Origin of the sequence: Burkholderia plantarii (genome assembly GCF_001411805.1) — a bacterium.
GTDB lineage: Bacteria > Pseudomonadota > Gammaproteobacteria > Burkholderiales > Burkholderiaceae > Burkholderia > Burkholderia plantarii.
Genome location: NZ_CP007213.1, coordinates 2,813,228 through 2,831,229 on the forward strand (window position 1 = coordinate 2,813,228; position 18,002 = coordinate 2,831,229).

16 protein-coding genes and 1 pseudogene are annotated in these 18,002 nt (G+C 59.7%); 12 read left to right on the plus strand and 5 right to left on the minus strand.

The window, feature by feature from the left end; translation table 11 throughout:
* Nucleotides 1-16: 16 nt before the first annotated feature.
* The 6 genes from bpln_RS36310 (at nt 17) to bpln_RS36315 (ending at nt 7,294) form a co-directional block, all read left to right on the plus strand.
* Nucleotides 17-535 carry a hypothetical protein gene (locus bpln_RS36310; protein WP_148654218.1) on the plus strand — a complete coding sequence of 173 codons (519 nt, stop codon included), beginning with the start codon at nt 17-19 and terminating at the stop codon, nt 533-535.
* Between the two features lie 816 nt (nt 536-1,351).
* Nucleotides 1,352-3,100 (plus strand): ATP-dependent nuclease, encoded by a 1,749-nt coding sequence (locus bpln_RS34670; RefSeq protein WP_082465474.1) that lies wholly within the window; start codon nt 1,352-1,354, stop codon nt 3,098-3,100.
* 693 nt (nt 3,101-3,793) lie between these two features.
* On the plus strand, nt 3,794-4,048 hold the full coding sequence (locus bpln_RS28635; RefSeq protein ID WP_055140709.1) for a type II toxin-antitoxin system HicA family toxin: 255 nt from the start codon (nt 3,794-3,796) through the stop codon (nt 4,046-4,048).
* Nucleotides 4,045-4,404: a type II toxin-antitoxin system HicB family antitoxin gene (locus tag bpln_RS28640; RefSeq protein ID WP_055140710.1), complete on the plus strand. Its 360-nt coding sequence runs from the start codon at nt 4,045-4,047 to the stop codon at nt 4,402-4,404. Before bpln_RS28635 ends, bpln_RS28640 begins: the two co-directional genes overlap by 4 nt.
* 822 nt (nt 4,405-5,226) lie before the next feature.
* The gene (locus bpln_RS34675; RefSeq protein WP_082465475.1) at nt 5,227-6,078 is read left to right on the plus strand and encodes a hypothetical protein; all 852 of its coding nucleotides are present in this window, start codon (nt 5,227-5,229) and stop codon (nt 6,076-6,078) included.
* Between the two features lie 529 nt (nt 6,079-6,607).
* Nucleotides 6,608-7,294, plus strand: a complete 687-nt coding sequence (locus tag bpln_RS36315; RefSeq protein ID WP_148654219.1) for a hypothetical protein — start codon at nt 6,608-6,610, stop codon at nt 7,292-7,294.
* Nucleotides 7,295-7,499: 205 nt separating this feature from the next.
* Here bpln_RS36315 and bpln_RS28645 read toward each other — a convergent pair whose 3' ends face one another.
* Together bpln_RS28645 and bpln_RS28650 are read right to left on the minus strand one after the other, a co-directional pair.
* On the minus strand, nt 7,500-8,552 hold the full coding sequence (locus tag bpln_RS28645) for a phage portal protein (protein WP_055140711.1): 1,053 nt from the start codon (nt 8,550-8,552) through the stop codon (nt 7,500-7,502).
* Nucleotides 8,552-10,299: pseudogene (locus tag bpln_RS28650) on the minus strand (terminase ATPase subunit family protein). The gene bpln_RS28645 and the pseudogene bpln_RS28650 overlap by 1 nt, the downstream one beginning before the upstream one ends.
* 143 nt (nt 10,300-10,442) lie before the next feature.
* On the opposite strand from bpln_RS28650, the gene bpln_RS28655 reads away from it, so the two are divergent.
* On the plus strand, nt 10,443-11,108 hold the full coding sequence (locus bpln_RS28655) for a GPO family capsid scaffolding protein (RefSeq protein ID WP_148654220.1): 666 nt from the start codon (nt 10,443-10,445) through the stop codon (nt 11,106-11,108).
* Between the two features lie 69 nt (nt 11,109-11,177).
* Here the strand turns inward: bpln_RS28655 and bpln_RS28660 are convergent, their stop codons facing one another.
* Nucleotides 11,178-12,701 carry an AMP nucleosidase gene (locus bpln_RS28660; RefSeq protein ID WP_055140712.1) on the minus strand — a complete coding sequence of 508 codons (1,524 nt, stop codon included), beginning with the start codon at nt 12,699-12,701 and terminating at the stop codon, nt 11,178-11,180.
* A gap of 142 nt (nt 12,702-12,843) precedes the next feature.
* Between bpln_RS28660 and bpln_RS28665 the strand changes: the two genes are divergently transcribed.
* The 5 genes from bpln_RS28665 (at nt 12,844) to bpln_RS28685 (ending at nt 16,326) form a co-directional block, all read left to right on the plus strand.
* The gene (locus bpln_RS28665) at nt 12,844-13,242 is read left to right on the plus strand and encodes a hypothetical protein (protein ID WP_042628522.1); all 399 of its coding nucleotides are present in this window, start codon (nt 12,844-12,846) and stop codon (nt 13,240-13,242) included.
* Nucleotides 13,243-13,349: 107 nt separating this feature from the next.
* Nucleotides 13,350-14,348, plus strand: coding sequence for a homoserine kinase (locus bpln_RS28670; RefSeq protein WP_055140713.1), 999 nt, complete (start codon nt 13,350-13,352; stop codon nt 14,346-14,348).
* On the plus strand, nt 14,339-15,145 hold the full coding sequence (locus bpln_RS28675) for a BPSS1780 family membrane protein (RefSeq protein WP_055140714.1): 807 nt from the start codon (nt 14,339-14,341) through the stop codon (nt 15,143-15,145). Before bpln_RS28670 ends, bpln_RS28675 begins: the two co-directional genes overlap by 10 nt.
* Before the next feature lie 133 nt (nt 15,146-15,278).
* Complete coding sequence (locus bpln_RS28680) at nt 15,279-15,731, plus strand: MarR family winged helix-turn-helix transcriptional regulator (RefSeq protein ID WP_042628525.1); 453 nt, start codon at nt 15,279-15,281, stop codon at nt 15,729-15,731.
* A gap of 175 nt (nt 15,732-15,906) precedes the next feature.
* Nucleotides 15,907-16,326 (plus strand): organic hydroperoxide resistance protein, encoded by a 420-nt coding sequence (locus bpln_RS28685; protein ID WP_055140715.1) that lies wholly within the window; start codon nt 15,907-15,909, stop codon nt 16,324-16,326.
* Between the two features lie 190 nt (nt 16,327-16,516).
* Here bpln_RS28685 and bpln_RS28690 read toward each other — a convergent pair whose 3' ends face one another.
* A complete protein-coding gene (locus tag bpln_RS28690; protein WP_070107630.1) occupies nt 16,517-16,693 on the minus strand; it encodes a DUF3563 family protein in 177 nt (58 codons plus the stop codon).
* A gap of 94 nt (nt 16,694-16,787) precedes the next feature.
* The gene (locus bpln_RS28695; protein WP_055140716.1) at nt 16,788-17,900 is read right to left on the minus strand and encodes an extracellular catalytic domain type 1 short-chain-length polyhydroxyalkanoate depolymerase; all 1,113 of its coding nucleotides are present in this window, start codon (nt 17,898-17,900) and stop codon (nt 16,788-16,790) included.
* Between the last annotated feature and the right edge of the window lie 102 nt (nt 17,901-18,002).

Genomic DNA, 18,002 nt, shown 5'->3' on the forward strand with positions numbered 1-18,002 from the left:
TTGCGGCTGGTAACTGATGCAAGCCACCGGCCTCGCCATGAAGAACGCTGGAAACGCTGATGGCAGATCAAAAAATGGAATGGAACTGGGAGAGGCGGCGAACGCAATTTTCGCCGCGCAACGGGCAGATCAGGCAGGCAAACCGCCCGACACCGCCAATCATCACCCACGGGCAATCATGTCAGAGCAGATCGTCGGTTACCGGAACGGTTTCGAAGAGAACCCTCCGCTCATTCAGGATTTGCCGGCGGGAATCGATTTCATCAACCTGTTCCTCGTGGACTTCGCGGCCTCGGAAAATGATACGAGGTTGAAACACGAGTACATCACCACGGGTGGCTACAGTCTGGACCAGGTGCAGCAGGCCAGACAGGAACGTTCCGGCCTCAAGGTCTGCGCAACCATCATCCCGCCCAAGGATGGGTTGCTCTGGAGCAGACATTCCCGCTCCGGAACAATTCGCCCGCAATATTCACACGCTGATCGTCCAATGGGGACCCGACGGGGTCGACCTCGACACCGAGCAAGGCAATAGCCCCAATCCGGCACGCCGGAATCCGGCGCGGACCACAAGGCCTGCGCCGGATTCCAGGCTCGCCTCACTGGAACGCCACTTCCGCGAAGCTATGCAGCTTGCGGATGGAAAATCGCGTCAAACCAAGGCCTTCCATCATTTCGTCTAACTTTTAGCAAAAATACCGTCCACAATTTCACGGGGCTTTCGGTAGCAATCTGGGCACAAGTTAGACAACTCTTGGGGGCGGTCAAACGCTGCCTTCGGAGTTTTACCCGCGCACCACGACCCTTTATAATTCAATGCTTTGCGCAACTCGCAATTTGCAAAACTAAGGCTAAACAAGGTGAATCAGGGCAACCCAGGTTCGACCAAACTGTAATTTCACTGTACTTCTCTCAACGATCGTTGAAACAGTTTGCAGTTCTTCGCATCCATCGCTGTAACCTTCTCGTCATACTGCCCAGGAAACTCTTGTAGAAGAGTTACGCGCCTGGAGCACGTGTTGCCGGTGCCGAGGATTCCCGTGACGATTCGGCATTAGTTCATACTTTCATTGGCGAAAGCAACTCGACCGAGTGGGACGACCGCGCACACGCGTCCAGATTGACCAATATCATTTCGGGGCAATCATTCGGACTGGTGGGCGACATGTTGTTACGCCCCCGTTGACGCTGCGTCAACCCGACATCGGAATAACCTCCGGCACTAGGTATTTGCGATCGTTGATCCCCAAGCCCTCTCGTCGCAGAATGGCTTGCGGCTAGCCCCCATAGGTATGCTTGACGAATAGGCTTCCGCATTTTGAAAACGATCACAATATCTAGTGAGGACCACATGCGCCTAGACGAAGTTATAATCCACAATTACTGTTCGTGTTCAGCGGTTCGCGTTCCACTTTCCAGCTTCAACCCCATAATTGGATATAATAACTCTGGAAAATCCAATATATTGCGAGCAATTAGCTGGCTGCTTCGAAAATCTGTTCTTCCCGCGCATGCATTCTATGACCCTGCTACCGCCGTCATGGTCGAGGGATTGATTTCAGAAACCAACATCAACCTATTACCCGCGAACCAACGAACTCAAATTGATCCATACATTGTGGATGGGAAGCTGAGATTTCGACGGCGGCAGGATATTCCGAACGCCCCTGCAGCGCAGATAAGAGTTGACGTATTCAACCCCGCAATCGACCAATGGGTTGTAAATCCAACAGGATTGGATAACGCAATTGGCGTCCTGTTTCCCGATCCTCTTTACATAGAGGCCATGGATGATGCGGCCAACGATATTAGCCGCTTTGCCGCAAGAAACACAATCGGATTACTCTTAAAATATACACTCGATCAGATTCGCGCAAATAACGCAGCAGCCTTAAACAATGTCTTAACCGATTTGCAGTCAGTAGGCGCCCACCTTAACGGCCCTACTCGAATACAGGAACTGAACACTCTTGAGGGTGACGCGACTCAGGCAATTGGTGATTTTTTCCCTGGACTTTCACTCCACCTCGATATAGAAGCACCATCGTTTGACGATCTGATCAAGGGCGCGGCGATCTCCTTGTCGGACACTCCTGGCCTCCAGCGACCATTCACTTCGTTCGGGCATGGCGCACAGCGTACGGTCCAAATGGCTTTGATAAAGTTGTTGGCATCACAAATCAATCAACAGGCAGCAGCCGGCTCCATTACAGTATTGCTTATCGACGAACCGGAACTCTATTTGCACCCCCAAGCCATTGAGTTGTTGCGAGAATCTCTAAAACTTCTTTCCCAACAAAATTTCCAAGTCGTCTTCTCCACTCACTCCCCATTACTTCTAGGCATAGAAGATGTTCTCAATACGAGCATGGTCTATAAAACGGCGACCAATGGAACCGTGGTTCGTGACAAACTGGCCAATGCCACGCACATGATAGCCACAAACCCACATCAAGCTAGCGTAATTTTTTCTATACAACACGCCACATATCTAATGTTTTCCGAAACCGTCCTCCTAGTCGAAGGAAAGACGGAAATGATGATTCTACCAGCGCTCTACAAGACAATCACCGGTAGAACTATAGTTCAAGACAAGGCTTGCCTCGTTAGTGGGTCAAGCAGTAGCTCCATTCCTCCAATGATGCAAGTTCTTAGAGCTGTAGGTTTCGCACCCAAAGCAGTGGTCGATTTGGATTTTGCATTTAAAGTCGGACCTCAAGCCGGCTTGATAAGCAACACTGACGCGGACTTTATTGCATGTCACGCGTGGTTCGCTGCAAATCAACCGACAGTAAATTTCGAACTTGGCACAGACGGATTTCCAGCCAGAAAAAGCGCGACGGGAGTAGTTGCGGCAGTCGGGCCGGAGGAGGCATTCAGGCTGATGGCTGCAGCGATGCCTGGCGAGGTCGCACGACTATGCGCCATCTTTCGCACTCACGGAATCTGGGTGTGGGGGCGAGGAGCAATTGAAGCTCATCTGGGCATTCAGAAGAACGACCCGGCTCGCATGGCCTTCGTAGGAACCATGCAGGCAAACGGGAATGCCAGTCATGCAGCGCACGAGCAAGATCTTATCGATTTCGCGGCGTGGATTTGAAGTGGAGATAGAGAAACGACGGGGCACAATAAAATTGCCTCGTCGGTCGAAGCCTACCGGCGGGGTAAGAGCATGGCAGCCAGTCCGGCGCGGTCTGCGCTCCTCGTCCCATCGGATGCGTGATCAACCTGGCATGAGGTCGCCGTGCGGCCCACGCCGGGCGGCTCAGAACACCCGGTGTATGGTTCATAAAAACCGCTCATCTTTGCGGGCAGGTCGGGCGGGGCACAACGGCACGCGTCAACGTATCGATTTGCATCATCGCGCATCAAAACGCATGATTCCCGTGCATCGGAAAACGCCCAGAACTCCACACCACAAGGGCCACCGAGCCGGTCGGCCTAGTGCATAAAAACCGGCCCACCGAGCGAAGCCCGTAGGCGCGGAGGGGACTGCGAACTAGCTTCTCGGGCACCCCTGCCCGCCTGCTGCCCCCCTTTTCACTGATCGCGCACGCACGCGGCCTCACCACGCCGGTGATTTGGCGCGGGCAATGCTGGGGAACCCGGCGCCACTGCCGGCCGGCTACAGGAGCTGCATTCGCGTCTGCCGCGAACTCAAAAAACCGCGCTCGGTCATCAACCGGTGTGAGGTTCAATCCCCTCGTTGCACTTCGTCATCAAGACGTTGCGCTTGAGCATGTGACATCATTTTCTGATATCGTGCGATATCATATTGTGCTATCGTGTTCCCATGAAAACGAAACATGTTCGCACGCTCACAGCGATCTTCACGAAACCGACACTGGGCGGCATCGTGTTCGCGGATATCGAAGCTCTGGTTGTTGCACTGGGCGGCAGCATTCACGAAGGCGCCGGGTCGCGGATCGCGTTCGAACTGAATGAAACGCGCCGCTATCTGCACCGCCCGCATCCGGGCAAAGAGGCGAAACGCTATCAGGTCGAAGATATGCGGGACTGGTTCAACCAATTGGGGATCAAACAATGATCAACGCAATGACGTACAAGGGCTATTACGCCCGCGTCGACTTCGACGGCCGCGACAACATCTTTGTTGGGCACGTGCTCGGCATCGACGACAAAATTAGCTTTCATGGCGAGACTGTCGCGGAACTCACGCAAGACTTTCACGCTGCCGTCGATCATTATCTGGACGAGTGCGCGCGTATGAAGCGTGCGCCCCAAAAGCCCGCATCCGGCCGGCTCATGCTACGCCTCGCACCCGAAACGCACGCCGCAGTGGGCGTTGCTGCCGGCATCGCCAACGAAAGCATCAACCAATGGTCTGAGGAAGTACTGAAACGCGCTGCGCAGGAAGTGCTCGAACGCGCCGCACATGCTTGATTGCACTTCGCAGTGCGCTTGCACGCTGTTCCAGCGCAGCAACGCGTCAAACACCTCGGCTCACGTCTGTCACAAAAGCGTGTCGCGCTCGCGAGACGGCGCGTGGCGCCTTCGCGAGCCGCTGGCCGGCGCCGAAGTGCCAACCGGCGTGTTCGAGCGGCCAAAGTGACCAGTCGGAAACCAGTATTAGGTTGCAGCGCGAGCAACAATATCGAGGTTGCATAACCAAGGCGCATAAAAGTGCATAAAGGAATCGGCCTGCCGATCGCCGCACAGCCCGCGCCAGGTGGCCCCGAGCGCGGGGCGCATGAATGCATAAAAACGCTCGTTTTTGCGGTCAGGTGGGGCGGGGTCACAACTGCGCGCGCCGGGTCGAGATCACAATCATCCTGACAGGGTCCGCCCACCTGAATGCCTCTACGGCGCGGCAGAGGGCCAGCCACGCTCACCCGACAAGCTTGGCAGGCGGGGCGTGGGGGCGGCCAGCCCGGCAGCCGTTCTGAGGCGCGCTATTCCACCGCGCCCATGCATGGGCGCCAGAAGAAAAATTTTCTACGAATTCCGGGCAATGTGGGAAAGGCTGTCAGAGTTCAGCCATGAAGCGTCGTTCACTCGGCGCATAGGGCAATCGTTCGGACGCCGGTTCAGCGCTGGCAAACAGCCATTCAACTGGTAACGTCGAACGATTTTCATAGGCTGACTAGCCACTCGTGCGTCGTTCGCCCCCGACCTTGGGAAGCATGCTTCCCAACATGCCGTTGCACCCTACAGTTTGTCTTTGCGAGTAATATTGGAATTTCCACGTCTTCTGCACTTGTTCCCATGGCTCACTCCTACTACTCACAGCGCAAAGGAACAAATCCGAACCAGTCGGGACTACCGCTAAAAGATATTATTGATCTTTACGTTCGCGTGTACGATCAAATGTCCGAAGACGGATACTTCTCTGAAGCCTTTGGATATGAGTGTGTCGATGCAGGGCATATTAACGGCAACGTGCGCGACATAGATCTCGAAATACTCCTTACCGTTCGCAAGAAAGATCTATGGCCTTTGCACATCTTCGGAAAGGACTATAAAGAAGACGATTTTTTTGATATCATCGAATTTTTATTTCAGCAAGTTTCAAAACCGATAGACGGCTCCTTCCATAGCTACGCTCAATGTGGCATGCACTGGGAGACCTTCAATAAGCAGCAAGGTCAAATCGAGTACCGCGACAAAGTCAATGCTGTGCTGGGCCACTATGCTAGGCCATTTGAACTGTCAGAGAACGGCGAAATACTTCACAAACCGCAGCAGGGATTTGAGAAGATCTTTGACGCCGATATTCCTTCAAACGATTCCAATATATCAAATCGAATTAACGCTGCGATCCTACGTTACCGCCGCCATGGTGCGACGCTCGATGATCGCAGGCAAGCCGTTCGCGATCTCGCTGATGTACTGGAGTACACTCGTTCCGAGATCAAATCTCTTCTTACTTCCGCCGACGAGAAGGATTTATTCAATCTTGCGAACAATTTCGGAATTCGTCACCATAATGACCAACAAAAGACGGGGTACGACGCAAGTCTATGGCTGAGTTGGATGTTCTACTTTTATCTCGCAACCATTCATGTCGTTTTACGGAAGCAACAACAGAGTCGCGCAGGCCTATCTACAGAAGGATAGGCCACTGTTAAGCCACCAGTAGCACGCCCGCCCCGGAACACGACCACTTTACCGAGTAAGCTGGTCGTTGAGTGCTTGCGGAGTTGTAAAGAGGCTCAGGGTCGGAAGTCGCCGGTCAAGCCGCCCCGGGCGCCGCCGACCACCGACTTCCGCCCAGGAGCAGACCAAGGAAAAGTGCCTTGAAGCTGTCATTGGCAATCTATCTCAGCACATGAAATTCGACTTCTTTGCTGGCGGAATTCCCTCGTTATTGAAGGTGTGCCGCGTGTGACCGTCATCTACTCTCGTAGGCATCTTCAAGAAACTGCCAGATGTCTCAATTAGCAAGCCTTCCTGGGTGATGCCTTTTCCAGAATATACGGTACAATTCCTTTAGGGTGCGATTACATCTGAGATCGGCTTAAAAAAGTGATGATTCAAGCCCGTCTTGCAGTATCGAAACCAAACCAATCACTGCAGCCGACTGCCTCTGACGATGCTGTATTTCAACGCTATATTTTTAAGCGCGAGTTCCAATCATAGGTAAAGCATGGACGAAAATGATGATTTTGACTGGGATGCTTTTAATAAAGAGATGGAGGCCAACGAGCAAGAGCTAGAAAATTTATTTCAAAATCTTGACACTCTTTTTGATTGGCTTGATGTATTTGCAAGCCTAGAAAAAACGACCCAACAATTCAATTCAAATATGGAGTCAATAAATCAAGGAATTTCACTTCTTTCTAGACAAAACAAACCAAACGAGAACTACCTGAACGGTATTTTTTTAGTAGGAATTGTTTCTGCTTACGAAAGCTTCATCCATGATTTTTTTGATATTCTTTGCAGAAATCAAAGATATATATCACTAGCCTTAGTTAATTTAGATAAACTCTCGAACAAGGATAAAAACCATCTTCGATTGAAAAAAAATATTTCTGAAGATCATTTAATAAGCTCTCTAAAGAAAGCAACCCTATATGACTCCGTTCAGGTTGCCAGAATATCGGAAGCACTTTTCGATTTAAGAATACCTATTCTTAAAAAAGATCATACCGAAAAACTTTTGGAGCAAAGAAATATATTCACCCACCACGGAGGGCTTTCCGACGGAAAGCCCGTTGAGATAAGGCTAGAATATGTTATTAGTGTTTATGATGTGATTCTCAAGTTGATAAATGGGTATATAAACAAAACAAAAGAACATGCGGACCGGCATCTAGACGAAAAAACATAACAAATCGTTTGATATATTTCGCCTTGCTCACCGGCACCTATAAATTACGTTTTTTGACCCTTTAACTGCGGCATTGAATGTCCGATTTCCAAAGCTGCCAACTTCCGTACTGTGTCGACAAGCGACATCCACCGATATCCGCGAAAAAAAACCGCTGGCACCGAAGTGGCCGGCGGCTTTACTTTCCCAAGTGTGCGGCTAGACGTCAGCCCTTCGGCATCTCGAAGTCCCTGAACCGAACGACCTCGACCCCGAGCCAGTCGTTCACCTCCCGGAGCCGGGCCTTCAGCGGATCGATCTCGAGGCCGTTAAACACCCCGGCCGCCTTCTCCACGTCACCGAACCCACCCGCGTTCGACGGGATGATCCCCATGAGCTGCGGCGGCACGCGGTGCGCCGCGAGTTGGTCCTCGACCGTCACCTTCTTGATATTCCAGAACTCGTCCTTTGCCGCGACCTCGCCGATCGGCAGGAGCTGGATGCCGTCCTTCTTCCCCTTCGGCGCGTACATGAACAGATTCCGAAAGTTGCCCGGGCCCTTCGCGTTCTTCAGCGCCGAGCGCAGATTGTCTACGTCCTCCTGCCGTTCAGCCGCGTCCGTCATGTACAGGATGAAGCCCGCGTGGCTGCCGTTCTTGTAGTAGCGCCGGCGGAACAGCGTGGCGCTCTCGTTCAACCAGGTCGAGTTCAGGGCCGACAGATATTCCGGCAGCCCGTAGATTTCCTGGTTCAGGTCCGGCTCGTACAGGTGATAGACCGAGCCCTTCGGGAACGCATGCGGCTCACGCACGTTCGTCACGAACCAGTACTGATCCGGCTCGAGGCCGACCCGCGTGTATTTCGCGAGCGAGCACTTCAGCGCCATCGGCGTGCCGAGCCGGTTCGTGCGCAGCTCGAGGTAGCTGTTCGCGAAGACCAGGTACTCCAGCACGAATCGGCTGAAGTCCGCACGCGACAGTAGCGGATGCTCAACATACGACTGCACCAGGATATTGCGCTTCACGTAGATGGCCGAGCTATGGTGCGGCGCGGCTCGGAACGAGCGCGCGAGCCCGTCGAGGGGTAGCGGCGGCTCGTACCAGTTCCCCATCCGCATGCATTCAACGTACTCAAGCAGTTCGCGCCGATCCATCACCTCGACCGGATCGCCGAACGAAAAAACCTCCGCGCGCGGCGCTGGCGCCCTCATCGCACCAGCCGCCGGCTCGGCGCGATCATGCTTGCGGCGCCTGGCGCCGCGTCGATACTTACGTGACATCAGAAAATCTCCATGAATCCGGTATTGGCGCCAGTCACGCCCTCGAGCGGCTCGTTCGCGAGCGCGTGCATGCATGCCCAAGCCAGGTCGCCGTGGCTCGCCTCTTCCGAGCGGCTCGCCTTGTACGTGACCTGCAGCCCGCTGGGCGTGATCGTCTTCTTGATCGCCATGAACGAGGCGGCGAGATCCTTCCAGCCCGTGTCGAACTCGAGCCGGCCCTTGCGGATCACGTTCTGCGCCTTCATCACGAGTGCGGTCTTGATCTCGACCGAGTAGTGGAACGGCGTCGCGGCCGGGAAAAACTTCGTGACGAGCTGATAGACGCCCTGCCCGATCCCGGTCGTGTCGATGCCGATGTACGTGACGCGGTAGCGCCTGGTCAGTGCCTCGATCTGCGCGGCCTGCGCTTCGAAGTCGAGCCCGTGCCACTGGAACCGCTCGAGCACGCGGAATTTCCCACCGGCATATCTGGGCGGCGCCAGCACCACACAGCCAGCGCTATCGCCCGTGTGCGAGGGGTCGTAGCCGATCCACACCTCTTCGTCGCCGAATGGGCGCAGATACAGCGGCTTGAAGTCGTCCCACACCTCCCAGGTGTCGACCATGCACGGCTGCAGAGTCGACAGCGGGAGACCGACAGCGAATCGTCGATGAACTGGCACAGCAGCAGGTTCGCGTATTCGTCGGCGCTGTATTCCAGCTTCAGGCGCTCGAGGTCGAACAGGGTGCAACCGCCGCGCACGGCGTCCTCGACGGTCACGATCTGCCGATACTGGCCGTCCGCGCACGCTCGGCCGGCCGCTAGCGCCGCATTCGAGATGTCGATCGAAACGCGTTGATCCTTCGGTCGGCCACGGTTGAACAGCGCACCGGACCAGAATGGATAGGCGTCGTGCGCGAGGCTCGACGGTGTCGAGAAATACGTCTGGCGCCACTGCGAATGAATCGCCATGCCGGATGCAACGTTGCGCAGGTCCTGGAAGCGCGGCACCCAAAAATACTCGTCGAAATACAGGTTGCCGTGATAGCTCTGCGCCGTGCGCGCATTGGTGCCGAGGAAGTACAAGGTCGCGCCGTTGGGCAGCACCATCGGATCGCCCTTCAGCTCGACGCCGACCGCGTCCTTGGCGAACTGGACGATGTACTGGCGGAACACGTGCGCCTGCGCCTTACTGGCCGACAGGAAGATCTGATTGCGCCCCGTGTTCAGGGCATCGAGCAGCGCCTCGCGCGCGAAGTACCAGGTCGCACCGATCTGCCGGCTCTTCAGGATGTTGCGAATCCGTTCTTTGAAGCCGGCCCGATACCAGGCGCGCTGGTAGTCGAAAATCGATTCGAGAAACGCATCGTTCAACTGCTCGATCTGCGCTTCACTGAACGCGTTGCGGCCGTCCGAGCTGCGTGATCGGCGCGTACCACCGCTCCCGGATGCGCTCACCTTTGCATCGTTCGCTGATCGCGAGCGCAACCGTTCGAGCTGCCGCGTCAACAAGTCGATTTCCTTGAAATCGCGCCCTTCCTTCGCTTCCTTCGTGACGAGCTTTATCAGTTGCGCCTCGATCGTCATGTTGACGCGATCGACCGGCTCGGTCTCGTCCCACCCATCACGCTTTTTCCAGCTATAGAGCGTGGCCGGCTTCACGCCGAGCAGCTCGGCGATGCGCGCGATGCGATACCCCTGCCAGTACAGGTCGCGTGCGCGTCGGCGCGGGTCAAAGTCGGATGAATCGGCGGGAAGTGCAGTCATGCAGCAAGGCTACCGACGCGCGCGCGTAGACCCTATTTCATACGGTTGTATCGGTTGCCCCCACAACCAAGATGCGTTGCCACACCGGTTCCAACTGCCGAAACTGAAATCCCTGAACACAGCCCCTCTCGGCGGATTCGCACATGGCACAGGACGCAAAGAAGACGAAGTTTTTCTGCATCGCGACGGAAGGCGCAACCACGGACGGTCGAAAGATCGACCGCCAGATGCTCGAGCAAATGGCGAGCAGCTACGACCCGAAGAAGTACGGCGCCCGGATCAACATGGAACACATTCGCGGCATTTATCCGGACAGCGCATTCCGCGCATACGGTGACGTCATCGCGCTGAAGACCGATAAGCACGAGGGTATTTCGTTTCACCCGAGCAAGACCGTCAACAGCAGCGGCGTGCGCCTGCTGATCGAGATGACACCCGACCTCAGAGAAACATTGGATCGAGCCCGCGGCGGCAAGATCACCGCCATCGGGCCAGTGATTTGCACGCATGCCGGTGGCCGCTTCACCTATATCGGCGCGTACTCAGGCTGGAAGCGCGCCTGCCAACGCGCACGATTGGCCTACGAGAAAGACTGTGAAGAAAAGCGAATCACTCCGGACCCGCGCTACCTGATCGGCATGCATTTCCACGATCTGCGGGCGAAGGCACTGACCGATCTGAAGCGGCAGCGGGGAGCGGCGGCCGCGCAATCCCTGGCCGGCCACACGACCGAAAGCATGACGGCGCATTACACGAAATCGCGAGAAGTCGAACGCGTCCAACCCGTTCCATTGGCCCGTCTAAGTTAGACACTGGCGCTCAAGTTAGACAATAAGGCTTCCCGGATCACCCGGAAAGCCTTATGCCACAAGGGTTTGTCACTGAAACGCCACTTCCGCGAAGCTACGCAGCTTGCGGCTGTGCAGCTTCGCCAGCCCGTTGGTGCGCAGGATCTCCATCGCCATCACGCCGATCTGCAGATGCTGATCGACCTGCGCGCGATAGAACTGGTCAGCCATCCCCGGCAGCTTCAGCTCGCCGTGCAGCGGCTTGTCCGACACGCACAGCAAAGTGCCGTAAGGCACGCGGAAGCGGAACCCGTTCGCGGCGATCGTCGCGCTCTCCATGTCCAGCGCGATCGCGCGGCTCTGCGAGAGCCGCTGCACCGGCTCGCGGTGGTCGCGCAGTTCCCAGTTGCGGTTGTCGACGCTCGCCACCGTGCCCGTGCGCATCACGCGCTTCAGTTCGCTGCCGTCGAGCCTGGTGACCTGCGCGACCGCCCGCTCCAGCGCGACCTGCACCTCGGCCAGCGCCGGGATCGGCACCCAGAGCGGCAGGTCGTCGTCGAGCACGTGGTCCTCGCGCACGTAGCCGTGCGCCAGCACGTAGTCGCCGAGCCGCTGCGTGTTGCGCAGCCCCGCGCAGTGGCCGAGCATGACCCACGCGTGCGGGCGCAGCACGGCGATGTGGTCGGTGATCGTCTTGGCGTTCGACGGGCCGACGCCGATGTTGACCATCGTGATGCCGCTGCCGTCGGCGCGCTTCAGGTGATAGGCGGGCATTTGCGGCAGTCGCGGCGCCGGCGCCCCCTCGACGGGCTCGTTGCCGAGATTCGCGTTATAAGTGATCGCGTCGCCCGGCTCGACGAACGACGTGTACTGGCTGCGGTACTCGCGCACGGCCGGATCGTCGCTCGCCGACATCATGGTGCGGCCGAGCTTGACGAATTCGTCGATGTAGAACTGGTAATTCGTATACAGCACGTAGTTCTGGAAATGCATCGGCGCCGTGGCCGTGTAGTGGCGCAGCCGATGCAGCGAGAAATCGACGCGCGCGCCGGTAAACAGCGCGAGCGGAAACGGCCCGCCCGGCTCCGGTTCGTAGGTGCCGTTGACGATCCGGTCGTCGAGGTTGGCGAGGTTCGGCACGTCGAACACGTCGCGCATCGCCAGCAGGCGGTCGCGGTCGAGATCGCCTTCGAGGTGGATGCCCTCGGAAAACGCGAAATGGATCGGAATCGGCTGCTCGGATACGCCCACCTCGATCTTCGCGTTGTGATTGCGCGCGAGCAGGCGCAACTGCTCGCGGTAGTAGCTCGCGAACAGGTCGGGACGCGTGACGGTGGTCTCGAACACGCCCGGGCCGGCCACGAAACCATACGAGCGGCGCGAATCGATGTGGGTGTTGACGTCGGTGCGCACCCGCACGAACGGGTAGCAGGCGCGCACATGGCCGCCAAGCGGCTCGTTGCGCCGGTAGCGCGCGAACGCATCGCGCAGGAACGCGGTATGGGTTTCGTAGATCGAGGACAGCCGGGCGACCGCGGCAACGGGATCGTCGAACGCTTCGACGGGCGGATTTTCAGGCGAGAGCGGACGTTGGCGATTGATGTCGTTGTTCATTGTCATTGCCTCTTCGGTTGCTTGCGACATTATCACAGGAACCCCGCGATTCCGGCGACGCGGAGCCGCCACACCAGCGTTACGACAAGCCCGGCACACGGTCCGGTTTTGCTAGAATCCTGAGGTTAAATTGGAGAAACCCATGAAGCCGCTCATTTTCGCCGCCGCGCTCGCGACGGCCGTCGCCTTGGTCGGCCCCGCGCATGCCGACGGCCCGCCGCCAAGCGACGAGGCCAAGGCCCGGGCCGCACAGGACGAAGCCGCCGGCCTGCCCGATCTGACCAAGATCAACCGGCCCGGCGCGGAAGTGACGTCGAAGATCGATTTCGCCGATATCCAGCGCACGCCGAGCTTCCACGAGAAGAGCGTGAGCGGCACCGAGGTGACCGAGTTCCGCGATCGGGGCAAGCCCGTCGAGATCGACGTGCGCTCGAACTTCGGCACCCGTTACCAGATGAGCTCGACGCCCGACATCTCGCCGCGTCCGCACAACGGCAACGTGCCTGTCACGCGCGTGCCGTCGATCAACCTGAATTACTGATCCACCGCGCCCGGCATCGCCGGCCCGACGGGGCGGCGAGCCCGCTCCTTCCGCAGCCGCCGGCGTACACGCGCCGGCCTGCCAACCCGTTTCGACGTCCCCCCCGCATGGCCGTTTTCACCGCAGTCTCCGACTCCGATCTCGCGCAATGGATGCGCCACTACGATCTCGGCGAAGTCGTCGCGTTTCGCGGCATTCCGTCCGGCATCGAAAACAGCAATTTTTTCCTGACGACGACGCGCGGCGAATACATCCTCACCCTGTTCGAGAAGCTGACGGCCACCCAGTTGCCGTTCTACCTCGAACTGATGCGCCATCTGGCACGGCACGGCGTGCCGGTGCCCGACCCCGTGGAGCGTGCCGACGGCACGCTGTTTGGCGAGTTGCACGGCAAGCCGGCCGCGATCGTCACGAAGCTCGACGGTTCGGCCGAGTTCGCGCCGGGCGAGGCCCACTGCATCGAGGTGGGCCAGATGCTCGCGCGCATGCACCTGGCGGGCCGCGACTACGCGAACCGCCAACCGAACCTGCGCAGCCTGCCGTGGTGGCGCGAGAACGTGCCGGCGATCGCGCCGTTCATCGACGCCGGCCAGCGCGCGCTGCTGGAGGGCGAACTCGCGCACCAGCAGCGCTTCTTCGGCTCCGATGACTACGCGGCGCTGCCCGACGGCCCGTGCCACTGCGACCTGTTCCGCGACAATGTGCTGTTCGCCGGCGCGGCGCCGGACACCGGCCAGGCGGTGCGCCTCGGCGGCTTCTTCGATTTCTATTTCGCCGGCTGCGACAAGTGGCTGTTCGACGTGGCCGTGACCGTCAACGACTGGTGCTCGGACCTCGCCACGGGCGCGCTCGACGCCGAACGCGCCGACGCGCTGCTGCGCGCCTACCAGACCGTGCGCCCGTTCACCGACGGCGAGCGCCGCCACTGGCCCGACATGCTGCGCGCGGGTGCGTACCGTTTCTGGGTGTCGCGCCTGTATGATTTCCACCTGCCCCGCGCCGCGGAGATGCTCAAACCGCACGACCCGGGCCATTTCGAGCGGATCCTGCGCGAGCGCATCGCCCACGCGCAGCCCCTCCCCGAACGACACGCCCCATGCAACTGATCGAAGTCCCCGCCAAGACCGGCTACGTCTGGTTCCGCCAGGGCATCTGGCTATTCCGCCGCAATCCGCTCGCGTTCATCACGCTGTTCTTCAGCTACCTGCTGGCGATGATGATCGTGTCGCTGGTGCCGGTGATCGGCGCGGCGCTGCCGCTGCTGTTCATCCCCGGCATCTCGGTCGGCTTCATGGCCGCCTGCCGCGACGCGGTGGCCGGCAAGCCGGTGCTGCCGACGATCCTGCTCGACGGCTTCCGCTCCTACGGCAGCCTGACGATGCAGCGCCTGTTCACGCTCGGCGGCCTCTACGTCGTGTCGATCGCGATCGTGTTCGCCTGCTCGGCGTTTGGCGACGGCGGCACGCTGCTGCGGATCATGTTCGGCCTCGGCGTCGACGGTCTGGACCCGGCCACGATCCTCACCACCAACACCCTGGTCGCGCTGCTGATCTCGGCGCTGCTCTACGTGCCGGTGTCGATGATGTTCTGGTTCGCGCCGGTGCTGACCGCCTGGCACGAGATCCCGCCCGCCAAGGCGCTGTTCTTCAGCGTCGTCAGCTGCTGGCGCAACCGCTGGGCGTTCACGCTGTACGGGCTGCTGTGGTTCGCGGTCGCGATCGGCGTGTCGTTCGCGCTGGCCTGGCTGATGCACGCGATCGGCGCCGGCCCCTACGCGATGACGGTCATGATGCCGGCCTCGGTGGTGGTCACGGCGGCGCTCTACTGCTCGTTCTACGCGACCTACCGCGGCTGCTTCGGCGTGCAGGAGCCGGGCAGCCCGGCCGTGCCGCCCGCGCGCTGAGCGCGGCGCGCCTCACGCTCCCGGTCCACGCGCCGGCGCCGGGTTTCCCGGCGCCGCGCTCGCCAGCCGACGCAGTTCGGTGCAGAATCATTAGCGTGCAAGTTTTTTGTGCCTGAACGACAGGCCTTCGCTCATGAACGATCTCCCCGCCGTCCCCACCACGCTCGACGAGCAGCTCTGCTTCGCGCTCTATTCGACCTCGCTCGCGATGACGAAAGCGTACAAGCCGTTGCTCGAGCGGCTCTCGCTGACCTATCCGCAATACCTGACGATGCTCGTGCTCTGGGAAACCGACGACATCGCGGTCAAGGACATCGCCGCGCGCCTGAACCTCGACTCGGCCACCGTCACGCCGCTCCTGAAGCGGCTCGAGGCGCTCGGCTATCTCGAACGGGTACGCGGCACGGCCGACGAGCGCCTGGTCCACGCGCGGCTGACGCCGGCAGGCGCCGCGCTGCGCCAGGCAGCGCGCTCGGTGCCGACCGAACTCTTTTGCGCGATGCAGCAAACACCGGACTTCCTGATCCGCCTGCGCGAGGAATTACGGCAACTGCGCGACGCGCTGAAGGACCACAACGGCGACTGAACGGCGAACCGGGCCGGCTCCGAAACGGGCTCGGCCAAGAGTTCGCCATGCGTCATCGCAATTTCATTTGCACACTAATCATTTGTTCGATATATTTTAGTCGTGGCAGGCGAATCCAGGCAAGGCAACCGATTCGTCGCGCCAGTTCCCCTATCGACATGAACAGGAGTCCACCATGAACATCCTCTACCAGACGAGCGCAACGAGCACGGGCGGCCGCGACGGCCGGGCGGTTTCGGCAGACAACAAGCTGGACGTGAAGCTGGCGGCGCCGCGCGAACTCGGCGGCACGGGCGCGGAAGGCACGAACCCGGAGCAGCTGTTCGCCGCCGGTTATTCGGCCTGCTTCCTGAGCGCGATGAAATTCGTCGCCGGCCAGACGAAGCAGACGCTGCCGGCCGATACGACGGTGACGGGGCAAGTGGGGATCGGCCCGAACGACCAGGGCGGCTTCGGGCTCGACGTCGAGCTGCGCATCTCGCTGCCTGGTCTCGAGCCGGAAGCGGCGAAGGCGCTCGTCGACAAGGCGCACGAGGTGTGTCCGTACTCGAACGCGACGCGCAACAACGTGCCGGTGCGACTCGTGATCGCGTAAGGCCGCCGGCGGGCACGGCGCCCGAGTCGACCCGGGTGCCGCGACGCAACCGCCGCCGGGCGAGAGAGACGTGCAGGACGCGCAGCACGCAAGGCAAAGGCGTGGCGACCGAAAGGTCACCACGCCTTTTTTTGTCGGCGGACAATGCCGCCGGAATCAGGCTTGCCGGACGAATCCGGCCGCGCGGAACTCAGCGCGCTGCCATCCACGAAGGCGCGCGGCGCGCGGCATCGTGATCGAGCTTGCGGATGCGAAATTCGAGATCGTACAGATCGGTCGCGTCGGCCAGATAGGCGTCGGCGCGCTCTTTCGCGATCTGCTCGGAGGATTTCGTCAGGAACAGGAACAGGCGGCTCAGCAAGTACATCATACGAACTCTCCAATCCAAGGGTTATCGCTTAGGTATTAACCCGGATTATAGGGAAAACCCGTAGGGGCCGCCAGCGTTTCAAAAATACTGGTCAGATTGTCGCAGCTTGCCGTTGTTTGTCCGCGAAAAAGCCCCAGATCATCGCGCTCGCGTCGGGACCGGTCGAGGCATGGAACGGCACGGTGTCGTCGCCGCCGGCCCAGGCGTGGTCGAGCCCGGCGACGTGGCAGACTCGTACCACCGGCCTGCCACCGCGCCGGTAGTCGACCAGTTGCGTGTCGTCCGCCAGCGTGTCGATCCGCTCGACGCCGCACGGTTCGCCGTCGGCGTCGGCCAGGCCGTTCAGGCGCAGGAATTCGATCGCGAGATGGCCGGCGTTGGCCGGCGACACCACCGAATCGTCGTCGCCATGCACGATCAGCGCCGGCATCCCCGGGTAGGTGCCGGGCGCGGCGTAGCTGTCGGCAAGCGCCGCCGGCGCGCGATGCAGGCCGCGGCGCATCACGTCCATCGCGGTGATGCCCGAATGCGCGTCGCCGAAGGCCGGCCCCGAATGCAGCGCAATCGCTGCGAACCGCTCGGGGAAATGCAGCGCCAGCAGCGTCGCCAGCCCGGCGCCGGCGGACAGGCCGGCCACGTAGACGCGCGAGGCATCGAAATGGCGCGCCGCCGCCAGCGTATCAACCAGGTCGACCACCGCACGCGCCTCGCCGCGTCCGCCGCGCTCGGTATCGTCGTACCAGTGCCAGCAGCCATGCGAATGCGCCTGGATCGACTGCTCGGGATAGAGCACCGCGAACCCATGGCGATCGGCCAGCAGGTTCATCCGCGTGCCCTGCGCGAACTGCCCCGCATCCTGTTTGCAGCCATGCAGCATCACGACGAGCGGTGCCCCCTCGGGCAGCCCGTCCGGCACGTAGAGCGCGTAGCCGAGATGGCTCACGAAGCGCCCGACCACGAACGGCAGCGGGTGATCGCCTCGCGACCACTCGCCCCTCGCCCAGGCGGCCGCGCGCGGCCGCACGCGCGATTCGCGCGACGGATGGGGCCGGGCCCCGGCGTCGGCCGCGCGGGGCGGGTGGGCTTCAGTGGCGGGAGGGGCGGAAAAGATCGCGTCCGCGATGCCGGCCGGCAGCCGCGGCGTTGGCGTACGCAGCATTTTCTTCATACCGCCCAGCCACAGTTTGGTCAGACTCTTGGTCATCAGTGGGGCTCGCAGTCGAATCGGGGCATGACAATATGCCGCCGGGATGATTTTGTGCATTGCACAATAACATCATTTTCGAAGCTTTACCGGGGGCGCGAT

Coding starts and splice junctions, on each gene's coding strand:
- bpln_RS36310 (WP_148654218.1), top strand. CDS start 17: ATGCAAGCCACCGGCCTCGCCATGAAGAACGCTGGAAACGCTGATGGC.
- bpln_RS34670 (WP_082465474.1), top strand. CDS start 1,352: ATGCGCCTAGACGAAGTTATAATCCACAATTACTGTTCGTGTTCAGCG.
- bpln_RS28635 (WP_055140709.1), top strand. CDS start 3,794: ATGAAAACGAAACATGTTCGCACGCTCACAGCGATCTTCACGAAACCG.
- bpln_RS28640 (WP_055140710.1), top strand. CDS start 4,045: ATGATCAACGCAATGACGTACAAGGGCTATTACGCCCGCGTCGACTTC.
- bpln_RS34675 (WP_082465475.1), top strand. CDS start 5,227: ATGGCTCACTCCTACTACTCACAGCGCAAAGGAACAAATCCGAACCAG.
- bpln_RS36315 (WP_148654219.1), top strand. CDS start 6,608: ATGGACGAAAATGATGATTTTGACTGGGATGCTTTTAATAAAGAGATG.
- bpln_RS28645 (WP_055140711.1), bottom strand. CDS start 8,552: ATGTCACGTAAGTATCGACGCGGCGCCAGGCGCCGCAAGCATGATCGC.
- bpln_RS28655 (WP_148654220.1), top strand. CDS start 10,443: ATGGCACAGGACGCAAAGAAGACGAAGTTTTTCTGCATCGCGACGGAA.
- bpln_RS28660 (WP_055140712.1), bottom strand. CDS start 12,701: ATGAACAACGACATCAATCGCCAACGTCCGCTCTCGCCTGAAAATCCG.
- bpln_RS28665 (WP_042628522.1), top strand. CDS start 12,844: ATGAAGCCGCTCATTTTCGCCGCCGCGCTCGCGACGGCCGTCGCCTTG.
- bpln_RS28670 (WP_055140713.1), top strand. CDS start 13,350: ATGGCCGTTTTCACCGCAGTCTCCGACTCCGATCTCGCGCAATGGATG.
- bpln_RS28675 (WP_055140714.1), top strand. CDS start 14,339: ATGCAACTGATCGAAGTCCCCGCCAAGACCGGCTACGTCTGGTTCCGC.
- bpln_RS28680 (WP_042628525.1), top strand. CDS start 15,279: ATGAACGATCTCCCCGCCGTCCCCACCACGCTCGACGAGCAGCTCTGC.
- bpln_RS28685 (WP_055140715.1), top strand. CDS start 15,907: ATGAACATCCTCTACCAGACGAGCGCAACGAGCACGGGCGGCCGCGAC.
- bpln_RS28690 (WP_070107630.1), bottom strand. CDS start 16,693: ATGTACTTGCTGAGCCGCCTGTTCCTGTTCCTGACGAAATCCTCCGAG.
- bpln_RS28695 (WP_055140716.1), bottom strand. CDS start 17,900: ATGACCAAGAGTCTGACCAAACTGTGGCTGGGCGGTATGAAGAAAATG.